This window comes from Nocardia xishanensis NBRC 101358, assembly GCF_001613365.1.
In the GTDB taxonomy this organism is placed as follows: domain Bacteria; phylum Actinomycetota; class Actinomycetes; order Mycobacteriales; family Mycobacteriaceae; genus Nocardia; species Nocardia xishanensis.
In genome coordinates this window covers 22,193-41,669 of the sequence record NZ_BDCF01000007.1, presented here as the reverse complement: position 1 = coordinate 41,669, position 19,477 = coordinate 22,193, and the positions used below count along the sequence as shown (strand labels likewise).

Genomic DNA, 19,477 nt, shown 5'->3' with positions numbered 1-19,477 from the left:
ACCCACCCGCCCGGACCTTGTGAGGCAGAGCGTGACCACCACATCCAGCACCCACCGCGAGGGCTACGTCCCCTTCCCCGCCGACGCGGCCGAGAACTACCGGGCCGCAGGCTACTGGACCGGCCGCACACTCGGCGATCTGCTGCGCGAGACCGCGCGCCGGGCGCCGGAGCGCACCGCCCTGCTCACCGGCGACGCGGCCCGCAGCTACGCGCAGGTGGACGCCGACGCCGACCGGATGGCGCACGGCCTGCTCGCACTCGGCATCGCGCCGGGCGATCGAGTGGTCGTGCAGCTGCCCAACGTGCCCGAATTCCTCACGGTGCTGTTCGGCCTGCTGCGTGCAGGCATCATCCCGGTGCTGACGCTGCCCGCGCACCGCAGGGCCGAAATAGAGCACCTGGCGGCGCTTTCCGAAGCAGTGGCCTACGTGATCGTCGACCGGCAGGGCGATTTCGACTATCGGGAGCTGGCGGCAACGGTTCGCGAGTCGGTCCCCAGCCTGCGCCACGTCCTGGTCCTCGGCGACCCCGGCGAGCACCTGGACCTGAATGCCGTTGCGCGCGACGGTGACACACTGCCGGACATCGACCCGAGCGATATCGCGCTCATGCTGGTCTCGGGCGGCACCACCGGCTTGCCCAAGCTGATCGCGCGCACGCACGACGACTACGCCTACAACGCCACCGCCAGCGCCGCGGTTTGCGAGCTCACGGCCGACGACGTCTATCTCGCGACGCTGCCCGCCGCGCACAACTTCCCGCTCGCTTGCCCCGGCATCCTCGGCACCGTGAGCGTCGGCGGCGCGGTCGCTTTCGTCACCGATCCCAGCCCCGAGAACGCCTTCGCCGCGATCGAGAAGCACCGGGTCACCGTCACCGCCGTCGTGCCGCCGCTGGCCCAGTTGTGGTGCGCGGCAACCGAATGGGAGGACGCGGACCTCGCCTCGCTGCGCCTGCTCCAGGTGGGCGGCGCGCGCCTGGCCGAGGTGAACGCCGTCGAAGTCACTCCCGCCCTCGGCGCCACGCTCCAGCAGGTCTTCGGCATGGCGGAGGGTCTGCTCAACTACACCAGGCTCGACGATCCGGCCGAGCTGCTGCACACCACGCAGGGCAGGCCGCTCTCTCCCGCCGACGAGGTGCGCGTGGTGGACGGCGAGGGCAATGACGTCGCGCCGGGCGAGGAGGGCGAGCTGCTCACCAAGGGCCCCTATACGATTCGCGGCTACTACCGCGCGCCCGAGCACAATGCCCGCGCCTTCACCCCGGACGGCTACTACCGCAGCGGCGACCTGGTCCGCCGTCTGCCCTCCGGGCACCTGGTGGTCTCCGGCCGGATCAAGGACGTGATCAACCGCGGCGGCGAGAACATATCGTGCGACGAGCTCGAGGAGCACCTGCTCGCCCATCCCGCCGTCCGGCACGCCGCCGCCGTCGGGCTGCCGGACGCGGCGCTCGGCGAAAAGGTCTGCGCGGTACTGGTCGTGGACGGCGCGATGCCGACGCTGGCCGAGATCAAGACCTTCCTCACCGGCCGCGGCCTGGCCACCTACAAGCTGCCCGACGTGCTCCGGCAGGCCGACACGCTGCCGATCACCGCGGTCGGCAAGATCGACAAGAAGGCGCTGCGCGCCCAGTGACGCTGCGGCATGCCGGTCGTAACTCCTTCCAGCACCGCCGCATACGCCGAAGGGCCGCCCACCGACCGGTGGGCGGCCCGCGCGCCGTTCGGCTCCGGCCTATGCCTTGACCACGTACGGGGCGACGCTGCCGAGCTTTTCGCAGGTCTCCTCGAACTCCCGCTCGGGACGGGACTGTCCGACGATGCCCGCGCCCGCGCGCAGCCAGGCGCCTTCGGTGGTCTGGTAGACCGCGCGCAGCACCAGGGTGGCCTCCATCGCACCGGTCGGCGAGATGGTCACCACCGCACCGGAATACAGGCCGCGCGGCGCGCCGTCGAGACGGAACACCGAGTCGACGCCTTCGCGCTTGGGAATGCCGGACGCGGTGACGGACGGGAAGAGCACCTCGAGCGCGTCCCAGCTGGACCGGTCGGCCGCCAGCCTGCCGCGCACAGTGGAGGCAAGGTGCTGCACGCTGCCGCGCTCGCGCACCGCCATGAAATCGGAGACCGCCGGGGTGCCCGGATCGGCGACAGCGCTGATCTCGGCGAACGAGGTCTGCACCGAGATGGCGTGCTCCACGATCTCTTTCGGATCGCTGACCAGGTCGGCGCGGGCCGCCATGTCGACCTCCTCGCCGTGGCCGAAGGCGCGGGTGCCCGCGAGCGGCTCGGTGGTGACCACCCGATCGTCGTCGACGGAGGCGACCAGCTCCGGGCTGAAGCCCGCGGCCTCCAGACCGCCGAGCCGCAGCAGGAAGGAGCGGGCGGGAGTGTTGTTCGCGCGGCCGAGCCGGTAGGTGGCGGGCACGTCGACTGGGAACGGCAGGTCGACCTTCCTGGACAGGATGACCTTCTGATAACGGCCCGAACGGATTTCGCCGACCGCCTCGGCTACCCGGTCGCGGTAGCCGGTCGGGTCGACCCTGATGTCGGTGGGGTGCGGCCGCGGCAGTTCGCTGCCCTGCGCGTCGGCGATCAGGTCGTGGATGTCGCCGGTCTCGGTGGGCGTCGCGCCGGAGACCCGCACGCCGGACTCGTCCACCCGGACCTCGATGCGCGGAATCATCAGGTGCGCCAGGGAGGTTCGCTCGTCGAGGTGCGCCGTCGCGTCCAGCGCCCACGCGCAGAACTCGAATCCGATCCAGCCGTATGCCCGGCGGCCGTCCAGCGGCAGCAGGCCGAGCGCCTCGTCCAATGCCCGCGCGGGCGAACCCTCCCAGCCGCTGGTGGTGGTCTTTCCCGCCCAGGTGACGCGCAATTCGCGAGCGTCGAGTTCGATGCTGCCGATCGGGTCTGCCGCGAACACCCACTCGCCCGGACGCTCGTACATCACGTACTCGCCGAACCGATCCGCCGCCGCGAGCCGGGACATCGCTGCCGCCGGATCGGTCACATACTCGACGCGCAAGCGCTCGTCCGTGGTCGACAACGATCCTCCAAAGGTTACCCTGACCTAACTTCGAGAGGTAAGGTTAGCATTACCTCGCTGGCGCGCAGGTGTGCCCGCGACCACCCAGCGCTCGCCCCGGCAAACCCCAAGGGCGACATCGGTTGTCCCACCTCGGCGCCCGTTCGGCCGCATCGGCCGGCGCCCCTCTTCGACAAACCCAATCGAACTCGCCGCGCGGAGTGCCTGCGCGCGGCGACGCGAAAGGCTTGAATGAAGTAAGCGTCACCTGCGGAGGGAAGAACATCGATGATCGAGCACCGCGGCGGCTCGCCGACGAAGTCAGCTACCGCGCCCCGCTCGGTGGTGGCACTGGTGGAAGCCACCTCCGGGGTCGAGCGCAAACTGGTCGGCGCCTGGCTCGGCGACGGCGGCATCGCCAAGGAGATCGGCACCGACGCGCCGATCACCCAGCTGGACATGGACGCGGGAGCGATCGCGGGCAGGCTGGTCGGGCGGCGCGACGATCCGCTGGTGGTGCCGATCCGGGTGCTGTGGCTGCCGCCGGAGCGCGACGGCGTGCGCCGGATGACCTTCGCCGATCTGGCGATGCTCACCAATCCCCGCAAACCGCACCGCCTCGCCCAGCGCAAGCTGGTGCGTGAATCGCCGGACCGCTACGTCATTCTGACCGGGCAGCCCGCGCTGCTGAGCGAGCTGCGCGCCAACAACCCCGAGGCCGCGGCACTGCACGCGGCCGGAACGACCGAACCGTTCGCCCGCGCCATTCTGCGCGCCGCGGTCGTCGCACTCGAGCGCGCGGAGCGCTCCATCATCGGCGACCGCTACAAGGTGCCGAGGCTGGTGGCCGAGGAGATCCTGGACTCCCCCGACTTCCTGCGCAAGCTAGAGCTGATCGCCGACCAGATCGGCGCCGATCCGCAGGAGGTGTACCGCCGGGCGGAGAAGGCGCTCAACGAACTGGTCGCCGCGCAGAGCAGGCTGCTCTCGGATCTGTTCACCCAGGCCATGCGCCCGGTGCACGCCTCGACGTGGAAGGTCGACACCGACGAGTCCGGGCTGGCCGCGCTGCGCGCGCTCAATCGCCGCTATCCGCTGGTCTTCCTGCCCTCGCACCGCTCCTACGTGGACGCGTTCGTCCTCGGCGACGTGCTGGCCCGCAATGACTTTCCGCCCACTCATGTGATCGGCGGCGCCAACCTGCGTTTCTGGCCGCTCGGTCCGATCGCGCGGCGCACCGGCACCGTGTTCATCCGGCGCAGCTTCGGCGACGACGAGATCTACAAGGCCGTCGTCGGCGAGTACTTCGCCTACCTGGTTGCCAAGCGCTTCAACCTGGAGTGGTACTTCGAGGGCGGCCGCACCCGCACCGGCAAGCTGCGCCCGCCGCGCTACGGCCTGCTCAACTACCTCGCCGCGGCGGTGCGCGCCGACCGCGTCGACGACGTGATGCTGGTGCCGGTCTCGATCACCTACGAGCGACTCAACGAGCTCGGCGCCATCGCCACCGAACAGTCGGGCGGCACCAAGAAGCCCGAGGGGCTGACCTGGATGGCCCGCTACATCCGGAGCCAGCAGCACTCGGCGGGCCACGTCTACGTGCGCTTCGGCGCGCCGCTCTCGGCGCGCGACCGGCTGGCCGCGCACGGCGACCCGCTCACCCCGCCGCGCGTCTCGATTCCCCTGCACCACACCGACAGCGCCGCCGAGCCGATCGTCGATACCGATCCGGAGACCGTCGAGCGGGAGCGAAAGGCCGTGCAACGCCTCGCCTTCGAGATCGCCGTCGGGATCAACAGGGTCACCCCGATCACCGTCAACGCGTTGGCCACGCTGGCCCTGCTCGGCGTCGACGAGCGCGCGCTGACCCTCGGCGAGGTGCGTGCCCTGCTCGCGCCGGTGCTCGGCTATATCGAGAAGCGCGGGCTGCCGAGCGGCGAACTCGACGCGTTGCGCGATGAGCAGAGCTTGGCCGTCGTGCTGGAACAGCTTTCGCTCGCCAAGGTGGTCACCGTCTATCGCGGCGGCCTGGAGCCGGTGTATTCGATCGAGAGCGGCGCGCACCTGGAGGCGGCCTTCTACCGCAACAGCGCCGTGCACTGGTTCGTGAACCGGGCGATCCTGGAGCTGTCCATCCTGGCCGCGGTGGATTCGGGTGCGCCCGACCAGCTCAGCACCGGCTGGGACGAGGCCTTCCGGCTGCGCGATCTGCTGAAGTTCGAGTTCTTCTTCCCCGACCGCGCGGAATTCACCGCCCAGATCACCGCCGAAGTGCTGCTCATCGACCCGGATTGGAACTCACGCAGCCGCAGGGACACGCTCGGCACCGACATTCTGGCGAAGCTGACCGCGTCCGGATTCGTGATGGCCCACCGGGTGCTTCGCTCGTTCTTCGACGCGCAACTGGTCGTCGCCGAGCGGCTGGCCGCGCGGGACCCCGGCGTCACCATCGACCGTAAGGAATTCCTCGACGAATGCGTGTCGGTGGGTAAGCAGATGCTGCTCCAGCAGCGGCTGCACAGCCCGGAATCGGTGTCCACCGAACTGTTCGGCAGCGCGTTGAAATTGGCCGCCAACCACGGGCTGCTCACTCCGGTGGCAGGCACCTCGGCCAAGGACCGCGCGGAAGCGACCGCGCGCCGCGCCGAATTCGCCGAGCGCCTGCGCGATATCGGGGCGCGGATCGCGCAGGCCGCGGCGCTCGACCCGTCCAATATTCCGGGGGCGACGCGATGAGCCAGGCCGCCGCACCGCGCAAGTCCGCCGATATCGAAGGCGGACATACCGATTCGCCCGCCGATCTACCGTCGCTGCTGTCCGCCATTCGATCCGGGCCGCAGGGTCCGCAGATCGCCGCGGTCTTCGACTTCGGCGGCGCGGTCGTCGACGGTTTCGCCCGGCCGCCGCTGTACCGCAGGGCGCTCTCTCCCATGGCGCGGCGTGGCCGCGGCTCAGGAGGACTTTCCGCGACGCTGCTCGGCAGCATCCGTAACGGGCTCACCGACGGCGAGTACAGCCGCTTCCTCCAGAATGCCTCGCACGCGCTGGCCGGACGGACCGAGGACGAACTCGACGAACTCGGCGAGCGACTGTTCCGCAAGGCCATCTACGGCCACCTGTTTCCCGAGGCGTGGCAACTGATCCGGACGCACGAGGCGGCCGGGCACACCGTGGTGCTGACCAGTTCGCTGACGCGGTTCCAGGTGGCGCCCGCCGCCGCGGCGCTCGGCGTCGCGCACGTGCTCTGCACCGAGATGGCCACCAGCGACGGCGTGCTCACCGGCTACGCCGAGGGCAGAACGCTGTGGCGGCACGGCAAAGCCGACGCGGTGCGCTCGTTCGCAATGGCCAACGGCATCGATCTGAGCCGCAGCTACGCCTACTCGGACGGGGTCGCCGACGCGCCGCTGCTCGCGCTGGTCGGCCATCCCGTCGCGGTGAACCCCGAACGCAAACTCGCCGCGATGGCGACCGGCAACGCTTGGCCGTCGCTGGCCTTCCGGCCCCGCCAAGCGCCGAGGCCACTGGACTACCTGCGCACGATCACCGGTTTCGCCGCGTTGATCGGCGGCGCGCTGTTCGGTGTGCTGGCCAAGGCGTACACCGGGCAGCGCAGGAAGATGGCCGACGCAGTGCTCGCCTACGGCACCGGCGCGACGCTGCGGGCGATCGGCGTGCGCATCCGGGTCACCGGCGCGGAGCACGCGCGGACACCACGCCCCGCCGTGTTCCTCTTCAACCATCAGAGCCAGTTCGACGTGATCATCGTGCCGAAGGTGCTCGGCGGCGGGGTCACCGGCATCGGCAAGAAGGAGCTGACCCGCAACCCGCTCTTCGGCCCGCTGATGCGCTTCGTCGGCGTGACCTTCATCGACCGTTCCGACACCAGCCGCGCCAAGGCGGCTTTGGCTCCCGTGGTCGAGACGCTGCGCGGCGGGCTGTCGATCGCCGTCTCGCCCGAGGGAACCCGTTCGTACACGCCGGAAGTCGGGCCGTTCAAGAAGGGCGCCTTCCACATCGCCCACCAGGCGGGCGTACCGGTTATCCCGGTGGTGATCCGCAACGCGGGCGAAATTTCCTGGCGCAATTCGATGATCGCGCGCCGCGGCACGGTGGACGTCGCGGTTCTCGCCCCCATCGACGTACGCGACTGGGACACCGAGGCGATGAACGAGCAGGTCGAGTCGGTGCGGCAGCTGTATCTCGAGACGCTGCTGAACTGGCCGGACGACGTGCCATCCGAAGCCACGCGCTGACTTCCCCCGAACGCGTCAGAGCCCCGCGTCCGTCCGGATGCGGGGCCCTGACGTCTATTCGAGTCGTGTGGTCAGACCGAGCGGCCGAACAGCAGCTTCCACGGCATCAGCGCCGATTCCAGCTGCACCTTCAGGCTCATCTTCGAGGCGCCCTTGGTGCGCTCCTCGAACCGGATCGGCACCTCGGCGATCGAGATGCCCCGCTTGACCGTGCGGTAGTTCATCTCGACCTGGAACGAGTAGCCGTTGCTGCGGATCGAGGCCACGTCGATGGCGCGCAACGTGTCGGCCTGCCAGGCCTTGAAGCCCGCGGTGGCGTCCTTCACGCCGAGGCGCAGGATCAGGTTCACGTAGAAGTTGGCCCAGGCCGAGAGCGCCTTGCGGTACCACTTCCACTCCTCGGCGGTGGAGCCGCCGGGAACGTACCGGGAGCCGAGCACGACACCCGCGTCGGTGTCGCGCAGCTTCTCCAGCATGGCCGGAATCACCTCGGCCGGGTGCGAGAGGTCGGCGTCCATCTGGATCACCACGTCGGCGCCCTCGTCCAGCGCGCGAGTGATGCCCGCGACATAGGCGCGACCGAGGCCGTCCTTCTCGGTGCGGTGCAGCACGCCGACGATGTTGGGCAGTTCGGCGGCCAGTTTGTCGGCGACCTCCCCGGTGCCGTCCGGCGAATTGTCGTCGACGACGAGGACGTGCAGGTCGGGTACCGGCAGCGCCGTCAGCCGCTCCACCGCAACCGGCAGATTCTCCCGCTCGTTGTAGGTCGGCACAACAACGGTAACCCTCAAGGGTCGCCCTCCCTGCTCACCTGGTCCAGCCAGCAGCCCACGCCGGACCGCCGAGCACTCATTGGATACTGAAGATTCTGAGAAACCGTACTCGATCGACCTGATGGACACCTGAGCGGCCGCATGCGGGAGGCAGGGCATCGCGCGCCGCGGCCCGGACCAAGATCAAGTCGCGGACCTGCGGCGACGGCGCGGGCACGGGCGGGTTCGCCCGGCTTCGCGAACGAAATCGGTTGTCGCGCAGGAGGGGTGTCAGTCGCCTTCGCGCCAGGATCGGTCGCGCGCGTCCTCGCGCGCGTTTCGCGCACGCACGATTTCCAGCGCGCGTTCGGCCGTGGCCTGGTCCGGATACGGGCCGATCCGGTCCCGGAACCAGCACTGGCGCCCCTTCTCGGCACGCTGGTGCTTCAAGCAGTAGTACCACCGTTCAGCCATGCCCCCAGCATCCCATTTCGCCCGACCACCCGGTTCGCGTTTCGCCGAGTGGAGGGGATCGGGCTCGAACGAGGAGGCGACCACCAGAACTTCACGAGACACCCGGGCGGTCCCTTCATGACGTCCGGCGAGCCGGCCGCCGGTGGCCCGGACTCAATCCTTCGGTAGGCCAACGCCGAAGCCGAAGGCGATGACGATACAGCTGACGACGGCCAAGACGGCGATGCTCCACACGCGCCAGACATTACGGACGACGACGGGTGCCGAGGAGACTCCTGTCACACTCCGGCCAGTAGCCGTATGCGCCATCCCAGGCGATGCGTGAAACGAAAAATCCCCCCACCGGACCGGCGAGGGGATTGTGGTGGCCAGGGCCGGGATCGAACCGGCGACCTTCCGCTTTTCAGGCGGACGCTCGTACCAACTGAGCTACCTGGCCGCAGGCACCCGTTCCGAATGCCAACGCGAAGCGCCGGATTGCTCCGGCGCTGACTTGCGACCCTGACGGGACTCGAACCCGCGACCTCCGCCGTGACAGGGCGGCGCGCTAACCAACTGCGCCACAGGGCCTTGCTCTGCTTCCAACGATCCGAAGACCGTACCCCCTACGGGATTCGAACCCGCGCTACCGCCTTGAAAGGGCGGCGTCCTAGGCCGCTAGACGAAGGGGGCTCGTCCCGGATTCCTCCGGACCGGCTTTCAACGGCTGTCCGTTGGGAGCTCGCATAGCTTATGACAGTATCGGCGTGATTCCCAAATCTGCTGGTCAGAGGCCCAGACCGAGCTCTTCCAGCCGTGCAGACGCCCGCCAGCCGTCGACGCGGAACGCGGCGCCCCACTCCGGGGTGGCCATCGCGTCGACCACCACCTCCAGCGCCTCCTGGAAGCGCGAGCGCAGATCGGCCGCGCCCCCCATGAGGTCGACCATGTAACGCTGGCCCGCGAGGGCCGCGGCCAGCGTCCTGGTGAACCGGTCCGGATCGGCGTCGGCGCGCAGCTGCCCGTGTTCGATGGCGCGCACGGCGAGCACCCTGGTCGCGCGGCCGAGGATGCGACCGCCGCCGGATTTCACGTCGCGGTAGAAGTCCGGCTCGATGATCAAGCGGTACTCGGCCTGCACGATGATGTCGTGCTCGAGCCGCAACGCCATCTCGTCGATCATCCCGTGCAGGGTGTCCAGCGGACCGAGATCGGTTCTGGCGAGCCAGCGTTCGGCCGAGGACCGGTACCGCTCCATCGCCGTTTCCAGTACCGCGCGGGCCAGATCTTCCTTGGAATCGAAATGGAAGTACATCGCCCCCTTGGTCGCGCGTGAACCTTCCAATATGCGGTTGAGCGATGCAGCGGCATAGCCGCTCTTCCCGAACTCAACGGCGGCGGACCTGATAATCGCCGCACGTGTCCGGCGGGCCCGCTCTTGCTGCCGTGCCATGCTCGAAACGCCTCCGAAGCCTACTCGCCGCCAATCGGTGCCCCCCATAGGAACGAACCCTTGGCGCGAAGTTATGAGTTTTATCAATACTTCAAACCGGGTTTTCGCCCAGTTTCAAACTTTCGGTACGAAAACTTGCGAAAAACCTGAAACACACCAGCTGGTATAGTTTGCCTGCCCGGGTGCGCCGCAGGGGGTGCGCACCCGGGCAAACATCGTCTTGGATCAGCCTCCTGCGGCATCGACTCCTTGTTCGCCACGATCGGCCGTACCGGTCGCGACACGTTCGGGCACAACAACGATAAGCCGAATTCCAGTTCGCCGGGTGTGGCGGCGATTCTTCCGGAATTCACCAAGGCGTCACCGTACCCGGAATCGCGTTGCGACACGCGGCAAACCGAAGAGTCAGGTAGCCGCCGAGTTCGGATATCTGTTACAGCAAACATCACGCAATCAGAATCGGCCTCTCGCCGGATTTCCGAATTCACCAGCGTGCCAGCACCGTTCACCCGAGCCGGCCGGCAGGCTCGACGGCAGCCCGCCCTCCACGCGACCATCGCCCGCGCCGCCCGCGCGCTCCCCCGAGCTTCGGTCTCCCACCCTCTGCAATTCCAAAGTCCCTGGAAGCCAACATGATTGGATGATATCCAGTTCCCGGAGGAATGAACAAAGCTGGGTGCCAACTGTTTACCGGCACCACCACGTCGCCCGCGTCCCTTGTTACCCCACCCGCGCACCCACGTCGAACCGCGCCGCGCGCACATCCGCCACCCGCCGAACCTCGCCCATCGCGACTCGGCGCCGCCCGGCTTGGGGGAAACGGACACCGCGCACTACACTTGCCCTTCGCGCCCCTATAGCTCAGTTGGTAGAGCTACGGACTTTTAATCCGCAGGTCGTAGGTTCGAGCCCTACTGGGGGCACACCGCCGCAGGCGCCCGGACCCGTTCCGGGCGCCTGCGGCGTTTCTGGGGTACCCGCGGTGCCGGATGGGTTCTTTCGACTAATTCGCTGCGGCATTCGCGTTGCCGGGATCGTCGCGAGTTCGGCGTGGCGAGGCCATCGCGGTCCGAGCGACCCACAGGGTGGCCTGCGGCGAAATGCCCGATCCGCAGCGAGCGCCGACTCCGATCGGCACGATTGCGGACCCGATCGCCAAGGCGGTTCGACTGCCCGCCTCCACCCGATCCCATTGGCGTTCTTGGGCCGAGGAGTCGGATGGCGGCGCAGACACGCTTGTTCCGGAGCACAAAGTTTGCTGTCGGGCAGCATCGCGACAGACAGCATCCTCGGCGGACCGTTTCGGCGGCCGACGACAGCGGCGCCGCGATCGGAGAGGCCGCTGATCGAGCGCGGCCCGAGCGTCGCGGATGGCGTTGGAAGGAGGTGCGCGGAGCGGAAGCGAAAGTCTCTCATCGGGCATCGCGCGATCGGCAACACCCCGGCGGACCTGTTCGGCGGCAGCGGACAGCTTGGCGGCATGCGACTGGAAAGGCGCTGGTCAAAGACGCAGGCGACGGATCTGGCAGCGTGCACGGCCAGCTGCTCGATGGGCGGTGGCGAGCGGCGTGCGAGGTTTCCGGCCCGAGCGAGCTAACACCGGCGGGCCCGCGCCGATAGACAAGTCGCTGCGAGCGGACGTGCCTTCTGTCACCGGACGCAAAGCTCGAAGCGGCTTACACTCGGAGGGTGCGCCGAGCGTCGATGACGACGTATGAAGTGCATCACCGGGCGCCGATTCCCAGCTGTATGCGTTTCGCATCACACCTACGGTGCCGTAAGGTATGGCCGCATCAGCACGGTCTACCCGGGGGGACGACCTGCAAGCGTGCACGCACTCAATGAAGGGCTATTACATGGCAAGGGATCTGACTCAACTCGAGCTGCTCACGGAGTTGGAGCCGGTTGCCGAACAAAACGTCAACCGGCACCTCTCCATGGCAAAGGAATGGCATCCGCACGACTACGTCCCGTGGGACGAGGGCCGCAACTTCGCCGCACTCGGGGGTATCGATTGGGACCCTGAGCAGTCTCGACTGAGCGAGGTCGCCAAGGCGGCCATGATCACCAACCTGCTCACCGAGGACAACCTCCCCTCCTACCATCGCGAGATCGCCGAGAACTTCTCGCAGGACGGCGCATGGGGTACCTGGGTCGGCCGCTGGACCGCCGAGGAGAACCGGCACGGCATCGTCATGCGTGACTACCTAGTGGTCACCCGCGGCGTGGATCCCGTTGCCCTCGAAGAGGCCCGCATGGTCCACATGACCAACGGATTCGCCTCCCCCACCGAGGCCGACGCGGGCTTCCTGCACTCGGTGGCCTACGTGACCTTCCAGGAACTCGCCACCCGCGTTTCGCACCGCAACACCGGCAAGGTCTGCGACGACCCGATCGCCGACCGCATGCTGCAGCGCGTCGCCGCCGACGAGAACCTGCACATGATCTTCTACCGCAACATGTGCGGCGCCGCCCTCGACCTGGCTCCCGACCAAGCCATCGAGGCCATCACGCTGATTCTGGAAAACTTCCAGATGCCCGGCGCCGGCATGCCCAACTTCCGCCGCAACGGCGTGCTGATGGCCAAGCACGGCATCTACGACCTGCGCCAGCATCTCGAAGAGGTGGTGCAGCCGGTGCTGAAGAAGTGGAACATCTTCGAGCGCGACGATTTCACCGCCCGTGGCGAGGAAGTGCGCGAGCGGCTCGGCAACTTCCTGGAAAAGCTGAGCAAGGACGTCGACAAGTTCGAAGAGCAGCGCGACCGCATGCTCGCCCGCGAAGCCAAGAAGCGCGAACTCGCGGGCACCGCCGCGATCTGATCACGGGCCGAAAAGCAAAGCGCCGCCGCCGGAATCATTCCGGCGGCGGCGCGCTTTGTCGGGCTATTCGTTCGGTGGCATTCGGTTCGGTGGCATTCAGCGCAACGGCAATGCGCCGTCGGTTCCACCGACATCGGTGATCTTCCAGCCGTTCTCGTCCACGGTGACGTTGTAGGTGACCGTCGTTTGCGCGCCTTCCGGGCTCTGCGCATTCGTCGAGCTGACGTTCACGAAGACATTCACCTTGTAGACGCCGTTGTCCTCGGAAACGACCTTGGCGGAAATGGGCGACGCGGTCGACGTCCACTTCAGCGGAACCAGAATCTGTTCCAGCTTGGGCGCCGTCGCGTCGAATTTGTTCGCCAGCTGCGGAGTGGTGTTGGCCTTCAGCTTGCCGACCCACGCATTGATGTCCTGATAATTGACGGTCGCGGCGCCGACCGCGTAATCGGTGGCGACCTGTTCGGCGCGGCGGTCGTCGGCGGCGCGCTGATCGCGTTCGTCGAGATCGCTCTTGGTCGACCACCACAGGACCGCGAACAGCACGGTCAGCACGCCGAGTACGCCGACGGCCGCGCCCCATAGCATCGACGACACCGGAATGGAGACTGTCGCGCCGGACTTGGGAGCGGGCGCTGGATCGTCCTTCTTGTCTAGGCGCACGTCCGACGTGTTCTCACGCTGTTCCGCGGCGGCGGCCTTGTCCTCGCCGGGCGTGCCCGGTTCGATGTCCTCGGCTGGCAATGGATTCTCCGATGTCGTGTGGATACAGCTGACTGTCCCAGACTAAGCCGTCGAGCGCATCGGACAGCGGTGAGGTGCGCGCGCGGTCTCGAGTGAATCAGCGCACGTCACGCCACGGCGCCGCCGGGTCGAGCAGCCCCTGATGAGACACTGGAACGCGTGACGATGACTACCGAGGCGCCGGCCACGCTGCGGATCGGGCCGTATCCGGTCGATCCGCCGGTGGTGCTCGCGCCGATGGCGGGCATCACCAACCTGGCCTTCCGCAAGCTGTGCCGCGAGTTCGGCAGCTCCACCTCCATCTACGTGTGCGAGATGATCACCGCGCGCGCTGTGGTGGAGCGCAACGAGAAGACGCTGCACATGATGTCCTTCGACGAGGACGAGCACCCGCGCTCGATGCAGCTCTACGGTGTCGACCCGGCCACGCTCGGCGAGGCCGTGCGCATCATCGTCGGCGAAGGCTGGGCCGATCACATCGACCTCAATCTGGGCTGCCCGGTGCCGAAGGTGACCCGTCTCGGCGGCGGCGCGGCCCTGCCCTACAAGCGGGCGCTGTTCAGCCGGATCGTGCGCGCGATGGTCGGCGCGGCCGAGCCCGCGGGCGTCCCGGTTACGGTCAAGTTCCGCATCGGCATCGACGACGAGCACCTGACCTACCTGGACGCGGGCCGCATCGCCGAGGCGGAGGGCGCCAAGGCCGTCGCGCTGCACGCGCGCACCGCCGCCCAGCGCTACTCCGGCCAGGCGGACTGGTCGGCCATCGCCCGGCTGAAGGAGGCGGTGACCACCATCCCGGTGCTCGGCAACGGCGACATCTTCTCCGCCGACGACGCGGTCCGCATGATGGCGGAGACCGGATGCGACGGCGTTGTCGTCGGTCGCGGCTGCCTCGGCAGGCCGTGGTTGTTCGGCGAACTGCAGGCGGCGTTGCGCGGTCAGGAACTGCCCGAGGCGCCGAACCTAGGCCGGGTCGGCGAGGTGCTGCACCGGCACGGCGCCCTGCTGTCCGACCATCTCGGCGAAGAGAAGGCCATGCGCGATCTGCGCAAGCACATGGCCTGGTACCTGATGGGCTTCCCGGTCGGCGCGGATCTGCGCCGCGCCTTCGCCACCGTGTCCAGTCTCACCGAATTGGGCGATTTGATCGGCAAGCTCGATCCGTCCGCTCCGTTCCCGAAGGACGCCGAGGGACCGCGCGGGCGGCAGGGTTCGCCCGGCAAGGTCGCGCTGCCGCACGGCTGGCTCGACGACCCGGACGATCCCGCGGTACCGACGGCGGCCGATGTCATGCACAGCGGAGGCTGAGCAAGCGGGAACCACCACCGCGGTGACGGGCAAACCGACACGCGCCGAAACCTCCCTGGTACCGGCTGTTTTGACACAGGTTTCGCTACCATCCGGTTACCGAACAACAGCGAATTGCAAACGGCTTTGCGGCGTATTCGATCTCTCTCCGGGCTGGCCCGCCGTGGCGGAATCGTTATCATTGGCGAAATCGGTCATGCTGGTTCGAGCTCGGCGCCGGCGGCAGCAAAGACGAAAAGCGAGGTTCGTTGGTGGGTGACGATCGGCACGGGCGTGCGCCAGGGCCCGGAGGTCGCGCCCCGTGGGAGCGCTATCCCACGGCGGAGAACCCCGAACGAGACGGCGCACGGGCGTCCCGGCGCTCCAGGCACACGGATGGCGGGGCCGACGCGGGCTCCGCGCCGCTGACAGTTCAGGATCTGGTCGAGAAGGTCGACAACGAGCGCACCGGTCGCAGGCGTCGCGCGGAGACCGCACCGGGCGCCGTCGCGCCCGCACGCCCCGCCGATCCCACCGCGCCGCGACGCGCACCCGATGGACCCGCTCCGCAGCAACGCCGCGCGCCAGAAGGCCCCCAACGCGGTGCGCCGAAGGGTCCGCAGCGCGGCGTGCCGGAAGGCACCCAGCGGGCGCCGGAAGGCGCCCGGCGCGCTGCGCCCGAAGCCGCTCAGCGCCGCGCACCCGAAACCGCCCAGCGCGGTGCGCCGGAAACCGCTCAGCGACGTGCACCTGAAAGTGCTCAGCGCCAGGCACCCGAAACAACTCAGCGCCGCGCGCCCGAAAGCACCCAGCGTCGCGCGCCTGAAGCGACCCAGGGGCGCGCGCCCGATGGCGCCCAGGGCGGCGCGCCGAACGCCACACAGCGCAACGCAGCGCAAGCGCCTCAGCGCCGCGCACCGGAATCCACCCCGGCGAAACCCGCGCCGGGTGCCCGACCCGAGGAGCCGAAGCGTCGACCCGCGGCGCAGGCCGCGCCCGGTCGGCCAGCTCGTCGCGCCCCGTCCGCCGTCGTGGAGGACATCACCGGCGCGACGCCCGCCACGCCGCCGCGCCGGGCCACCGAACCGGCCGAGCCCGCCGAAGAAGTCACCGACATACTGCCGCCGCTCGACGAGTCGGAGGCGCCCGACCCGGCGACCACGAAGTGGCCGACGACCGAGTCCGCCGCGACATCCAAACCGGCGGCAAAGTCCGCCGCGTCCAAGCTCGCGGCCCCGTCCAAGTCCGTCAGCCCGCCGCTTTCCCGGCTGGCCGCCTCGAAGCAGCGGCGACAGCGGCGGCTCAAGACCGCGGGCCGGGTGTCCGCCGCGCTGGTCGCGGTGCTGGTGCTGCTGATCACCGGCGGCGGTTGGAGCTACCTGCAATCGACCACGAACGGCTTCACCCAGGTCTCGGCCCTCGACGAGAACTCAGAGGACATCGTCGATTCCAACGCCCAGCTCGGCGACGAGAACTATCTGCTCGTCGGCACCGACACCCGCGCGGGCGCCAACGGACAACTCGGCGCGGGCACCCTGGACGATGCAGAGGGGGCGCGAGCGGACACCACCATGCTCGTGCACATCCCGAAGGCCCGTAACCGGGTCGTCGTCGTGTCGTTCCCTCGCGACCTGGACGTGACCAGGCCGAAGTGCAACGGGTGGGACAACGAGAAGGAGTCCTACACCAACGAGACCTTCCCCTCCGCCATGGGCGACAAGCTCAATGCCGTTTACGCCCTCGGCGGCCCGAAGTGCCTCACCACCACGATCCAGCGCCTGACGGGCGCGTCGATCAATCACTTCATCGGCATCGACTTCGCCGGTTTCGAGTCGATGGTCGACCAAATCGGCGGCGTCGAGGTGTGCGCGACCAAGCCGCTCGTCGACGGCGTACTCGGCACCGTGCTCGAGCAGCCGGGCAAGCAGCGCGTCAACGGCGAGACCGCGCTGAACTACGTACGCGCCAGGCACGTCTACGGCGAGGAGCGCAGCGACTACGACCGCATCAACCGGCAGCAGCGTTTCCTGGCTTCCCTGCTGCGCGGCGCGCTGTCGAGCAAGGTGCTCTTCGATCCGGGCAAGCTGAACGGTTTCGTCGAGGCGTTCCGCAAGCACACCTGGGTCGACGCCGTCAAAACCGAGGATCTGCTGATGCTGGGACGCTCGCTGCAGAAGATCGACGCGGGCACTGTCACGTTCATCACCGTCCCGACTGCGGGCACCACCTCCTACGGCAACGAGATCCCCCGGGAATCCGACATCAAGGCGATCTTCAAGGCGATCCGCGACGACCAGCCGCTGCCCGGCGAAAAGCCGACCACCCAGGACGACGCCCCTGCGCCCGCCCCGGCCGCACCGACGCCGGGGAAGCACATCGCGGTGGATCCGTCCACCGTCTCCCTGCTGGTCTCCAACGGCTCGGGACACGACGGCCTTGCGCGCACGGCGGCCACCAAGCTCGGCAACCAAGGCTTCACGATCTACAACACCGGCAACTACGCCAACGGCACCTCGCAGACGACCAAGGTCCGCTACGCCGCGGGTCTCGAGGCCGAGGCCGCCACCGTGGCCACCTCGATCCCCGGCGCGACGATCGAGGCCGCCGACGATCTCGGCGGCATCGTAGAGGTCGTCATCGGCGTCGACTCGGTGAACGGTGTGACCGTCAAGGCGCCGACGCCGGTCGGTGACGCGATCACCAACGTCGTGACGAGCACCTCGACGGACACGACGCCGACCGTACTTCCCTCGGACTTGGAGCACGTCAACGCGGCCGACGAAATGTGCAAGTAGCGACCCGGCGCGCGTCCGCGCTCCGCGAGCACGGTTCGAACCGAATGCGCGCTACCGGTGATCGGGCCGGATTCGTCGTCGGCCTCGCGTTGTGACACCTGTCATGCCGCCACCGAGCCGGACCACGTGAACCTCGCCGACGACGTCCGCGAGTCCGTCCGGCCTCAGCTGCGGAGACCGCCTACACCGGTCTATTCACCCTCCGTTGGTGACTTGGACAGGACCGGGAACTAGTGTCTGGTTTCATGCGTGTCATCTACAACGAGCAAATGGCCGATCTCGCCCACCTGCTGGGCGAGATGGCCGGTCTCGCGGGTACGGCCATGGACCGCGCCACCCAGTCGCTGCTACAGGCCGATCTGTCGCTTGCGGAGCAGGTGATCACCGAGTCCGACCGGATCGCCGAAATGATCACCGACGCCGAGGAGAAGGCGTTCGCGCTGCTCGCGCTCCAGGCCCCGGTCGCGGGCGATCTGCGCCAGGTGGTCAGCGCCATCCAGATCGTGCAGGACGTGAACCGGATGGGTGCGCTGGCCCTGCACGTCGCCAAGGTCACCCGCAGACGTCATCCGAACCACGCGCTGCCCGAATCGGTGAACGGCTACTTCGCCGAGATGGGCCGCATCGCGGTGAACATGGGCGCGGGCGCCAAAGAGGTCCTGGAGACGCGCGACCCCGAGCGTGCCGCCCAGCTCAACCAAGACGACGAGGCGATGGACGACCTACATCGCCACCTGTTCACCCTGCTGATGGACCGGGACTGGAAGTACGGCGTCGCCGCGGCGGTGGACGTCACCCTGCTCGGCCGCTACTACGAGCGTTTCGCGGACCACGCGGTGGAGATCGGCCGCCGAGTCATCTTCCTCGTCACGGGCGTACTGCCCGCGGACCCCGACACCGACGCCTAGAACGCGCAGCCCGACGCGCACTGCTGCCGGGCAGCAGCAGAAGGGCACGCGCTGATCACACGAACTCTCGGCCCCGGCGGAGCACGCCGGGGCCGAGCCGTATCCGTCGAGTCACGCCAACCGGGGCGATTTCCCGAAACAAGAGGGCCCGCGCGATTTCTCGCGCGGGCCCTCTTCCTCGTTCTTCTTAACCGAAGCGGCCGGAGATGTAGTCTTCCGTCGCCTTCTGCCCCGGGTTGGAGAAGATCTTCTCGGTGTCGTCGATCTCGATCAACCTGCCGGGCTTGCCCTGGGCCTCCAGGTTGAAGAAGCCGGTCTGGTCGCTCACGCGCGCGGCCTGCTGCATGTTGTGCGTGACGATGACGATCGTGAATTCCTTCTTCAGCTCGGTGATCAGGTCCTCGATCGCGAGCGTCGAGATCGGGTCGAGCGCCGAGCAGGGCTCGTCCATCAGCAGCACGTCGGGCGAGACCGCGATGGCGCGGGCGATGCACAGACGCTGCTGCTGACCGCCGGACAGACCGCCGCCCGGCTTGTCGAGGCGGTCCTTGACCTCGTTCCAGAGGTTGGCGCCGCGCAGCGAGCGCTCGGCGACCTCGTCGAGCTCCTTCTTGTTGCGCACGCCCTGCAGCTTCAGCCCGGCCACCACGTTGTCGCGAATCGACATGGTGGGGAACGGGTTCGGCCGCTGGAACACCATGCCGATGGTGCGGCGAACGCCGACCGGGTCGACGGTGGCGCCGTAGATGTCCTCGCCGTCCAGCAGCACCGCGCCCTCGACGCGGGCGCTCGGGGTCACCTCGTGCATGCGGTTGAGCGAGCGAAGCACGGTGGACTTACCGCAGCCGGACGGGCCGATGAAAGCGGTCACGCTGCGCGGCAACACGGTGAGCGAGACATCGGCAACCGCGTGGAACTTGCCGTAGTAGATGTTCAGGTCTTTGACGTCGATACGCTTGGCCATCTGAATATCCGT

13 protein-coding genes and 4 tRNA genes are annotated in these 19,477 nt (G+C 68.3%); 8 read left to right on the top strand and 9 right to left on the bottom strand.

The genetic code is table 11. The features are described from left to right. Positions 1-31: 31 nt before the first annotated feature. Positions 32-1,639, top strand: coding sequence for a (2,3-dihydroxybenzoyl)adenylate synthase (locus NX1_RS07815; protein ID WP_068056102.1), 1,608 nt, complete (start codon positions 32-34; stop codon positions 1,637-1,639). Positions 1,640-1,738: 99 nt separating this feature from the next. On the opposite strand, the gene nbtS is transcribed toward NX1_RS07815, so the two are convergent. Then, positions 1,739-3,052 carry a nocobactin biosynthesis salicylate synthase NbtS gene (gene nbtS, locus NX1_RS07810; protein WP_068056100.1) on the bottom strand — a complete coding sequence of 438 codons (1,314 nt, stop codon included), beginning with the start codon at positions 3,050-3,052 and terminating at the stop codon, positions 1,739-1,741. A gap of 267 nt (positions 3,053-3,319) precedes the next feature. On the opposite strand from nbtS, the gene NX1_RS07805 reads away from it, so the two are divergent. Next, the gene (locus tag NX1_RS07805) at positions 3,320-5,767 is read left to right on the top strand and encodes a glycerol-3-phosphate 1-O-acyltransferase (RefSeq protein WP_068056097.1); all 2,448 of its coding nucleotides are present in this window, start codon (positions 3,320-3,322) and stop codon (positions 5,765-5,767) included. After that, the gene (locus NX1_RS07800) at positions 5,764-7,287 is read left to right on the top strand and encodes an HAD-IB family hydrolase (protein ID WP_084501204.1); all 1,524 of its coding nucleotides are present in this window, start codon (positions 5,764-5,766) and stop codon (positions 7,285-7,287) included. The genes NX1_RS07805 and NX1_RS07800 overlap by 4 nt, the downstream gene beginning before the upstream one ends. A 71-nt stretch (positions 7,288-7,358) precedes the next feature. On the opposite strand, the gene NX1_RS07795 is transcribed toward NX1_RS07800, so the two are convergent. The 6 genes from NX1_RS07795 to NX1_RS07770 all read right to left on the bottom strand — a co-directional run bounded on the left by NX1_RS07795 (position 7,359) and on the right by NX1_RS07770 (position 9,945). Beyond that, positions 7,359-8,078 (bottom strand): polyprenol monophosphomannose synthase, encoded by a 720-nt coding sequence (locus tag NX1_RS07795; RefSeq protein WP_281216047.1) that lies wholly within the window; start codon positions 8,076-8,078, stop codon positions 7,359-7,361. Between the two features lie 252 nt (positions 8,079-8,330). Continuing rightward, entirely contained in the window at positions 8,331-8,513 is a 183-nt protein-coding gene (locus NX1_RS07790) for a hypothetical protein (protein WP_068056091.1), read from the bottom strand. Between the two features lie 362 nt (positions 8,514-8,875). After that, positions 8,876-8,952, bottom strand: a tRNA-Phe gene (locus tag NX1_RS07785). Positions 8,953-9,009: 57 nt separating this feature from the next. Further along, positions 9,010-9,083: transfer RNA gene (locus NX1_RS07780), tRNA-Asp, on the bottom strand. A 29-nt stretch (positions 9,084-9,112) separates the two neighbouring features. Beyond that, positions 9,113-9,185: transfer RNA gene (locus NX1_RS07775), tRNA-Glu, on the bottom strand. Between the two features lie 94 nt (positions 9,186-9,279). Then, positions 9,280-9,945, bottom strand: a complete 666-nt coding sequence (locus tag NX1_RS07770; RefSeq protein ID WP_068056087.1) for a TetR family transcriptional regulator — start codon at positions 9,943-9,945, stop codon at positions 9,280-9,282. Between the two features lie 850 nt (positions 9,946-10,795). Between NX1_RS07770 and NX1_RS07765 the strand changes: the two genes are divergently transcribed. Further along, a tRNA-Lys gene (locus tag NX1_RS07765) sits at positions 10,796-10,868 on the top strand. A gap of 933 nt (positions 10,869-11,801) precedes the next feature. Continuing rightward, positions 11,802-12,767 (top strand): acyl-ACP desaturase, encoded by a 966-nt coding sequence (locus tag NX1_RS07755; RefSeq protein WP_068056177.1) that lies wholly within the window; start codon positions 11,802-11,804, stop codon positions 12,765-12,767. Between the two features lie 96 nt (positions 12,768-12,863). Here NX1_RS07755 and NX1_RS07750 read toward each other — a convergent pair whose 3' ends face one another. Next, positions 12,864-13,511: a hypothetical protein gene (locus NX1_RS07750; RefSeq protein ID WP_068056081.1), complete on the bottom strand. Its 648-nt coding sequence runs from the start codon at positions 13,509-13,511 to the stop codon at positions 12,864-12,866. A 165-nt stretch (positions 13,512-13,676) separates the two neighbouring features. Here NX1_RS07750 and dusB point away from each other — a divergent pair, with 165 nt between their 5' ends. From dusB to phoU, 3 genes are all read left to right on the top strand, one after another. Beyond that, complete coding sequence (dusB, locus tag NX1_RS07745) at positions 13,677-14,819, top strand: tRNA dihydrouridine synthase DusB (RefSeq protein WP_157119589.1); 1,143 nt, start codon at positions 13,677-13,679, stop codon at positions 14,817-14,819. A 251-nt stretch (positions 14,820-15,070) separates the two neighbouring features. After that, positions 15,071-17,593, top strand: coding sequence for an LCP family protein (locus NX1_RS07740; RefSeq protein WP_084501202.1), 2,523 nt, complete (start codon positions 15,071-15,073; stop codon positions 17,591-17,593). Positions 17,594-17,838: 245 nt separating this feature from the next. Next, a complete protein-coding gene (phoU, locus tag NX1_RS07735) occupies positions 17,839-18,501 on the top strand; it encodes a phosphate signaling complex protein PhoU (RefSeq protein ID WP_068056068.1) in 663 nt (220 codons plus the stop codon). Positions 18,502-18,688: 187 nt separating this feature from the next. Here phoU and pstB read toward each other — a convergent pair whose 3' ends face one another. After that, a complete protein-coding gene (gene pstB / locus NX1_RS07730; protein ID WP_068056065.1) occupies positions 18,689-19,465 on the bottom strand; it encodes a phosphate ABC transporter ATP-binding protein PstB in 777 nt (258 codons plus the stop codon). Positions 19,466-19,477: the final 12 nt, after the last annotated feature.

Excerpts from the sequence above, each read along its gene's own strand:
- NX1_RS07805 (WP_068056097.1), top strand. The coding sequence starts at position 3,320 with ATGATCGAGCACCGCGGCGGCTCGCCGACGAAGTCAGCTACCGCGCCC.
- NX1_RS07770 (WP_068056087.1), bottom strand. The coding sequence starts at position 9,945 with ATGGCACGGCAGCAAGAGCGGGCCCGCCGGACACGTGCGGCGATTATC.
- NX1_RS07800 (WP_084501204.1), top strand. The coding sequence starts at position 5,764 with ATGAGCCAGGCCGCCGCACCGCGCAAGTCCGCCGATATCGAAGGCGGA.
- dusB (WP_157119589.1), top strand. The coding sequence starts at position 13,677 with ATGACTACCGAGGCGCCGGCCACGCTGCGGATCGGGCCGTATCCGGTC.
- NX1_RS07755 (WP_068056177.1), top strand. The coding sequence starts at position 11,802 with ATGGCAAGGGATCTGACTCAACTCGAGCTGCTCACGGAGTTGGAGCCG.
- phoU (WP_068056068.1), top strand. The coding sequence starts at position 17,839 with ATGCGTGTCATCTACAACGAGCAAATGGCCGATCTCGCCCACCTGCTG.
- pstB (WP_068056065.1), bottom strand. The coding sequence starts at position 19,465 with ATGGCCAAGCGTATCGACGTCAAAGACCTGAACATCTACTACGGCAAG.
- NX1_RS07790 (WP_068056091.1), bottom strand. The coding sequence starts at position 8,513 with ATGGCTGAACGGTGGTACTACTGCTTGAAGCACCAGCGTGCCGAGAAG.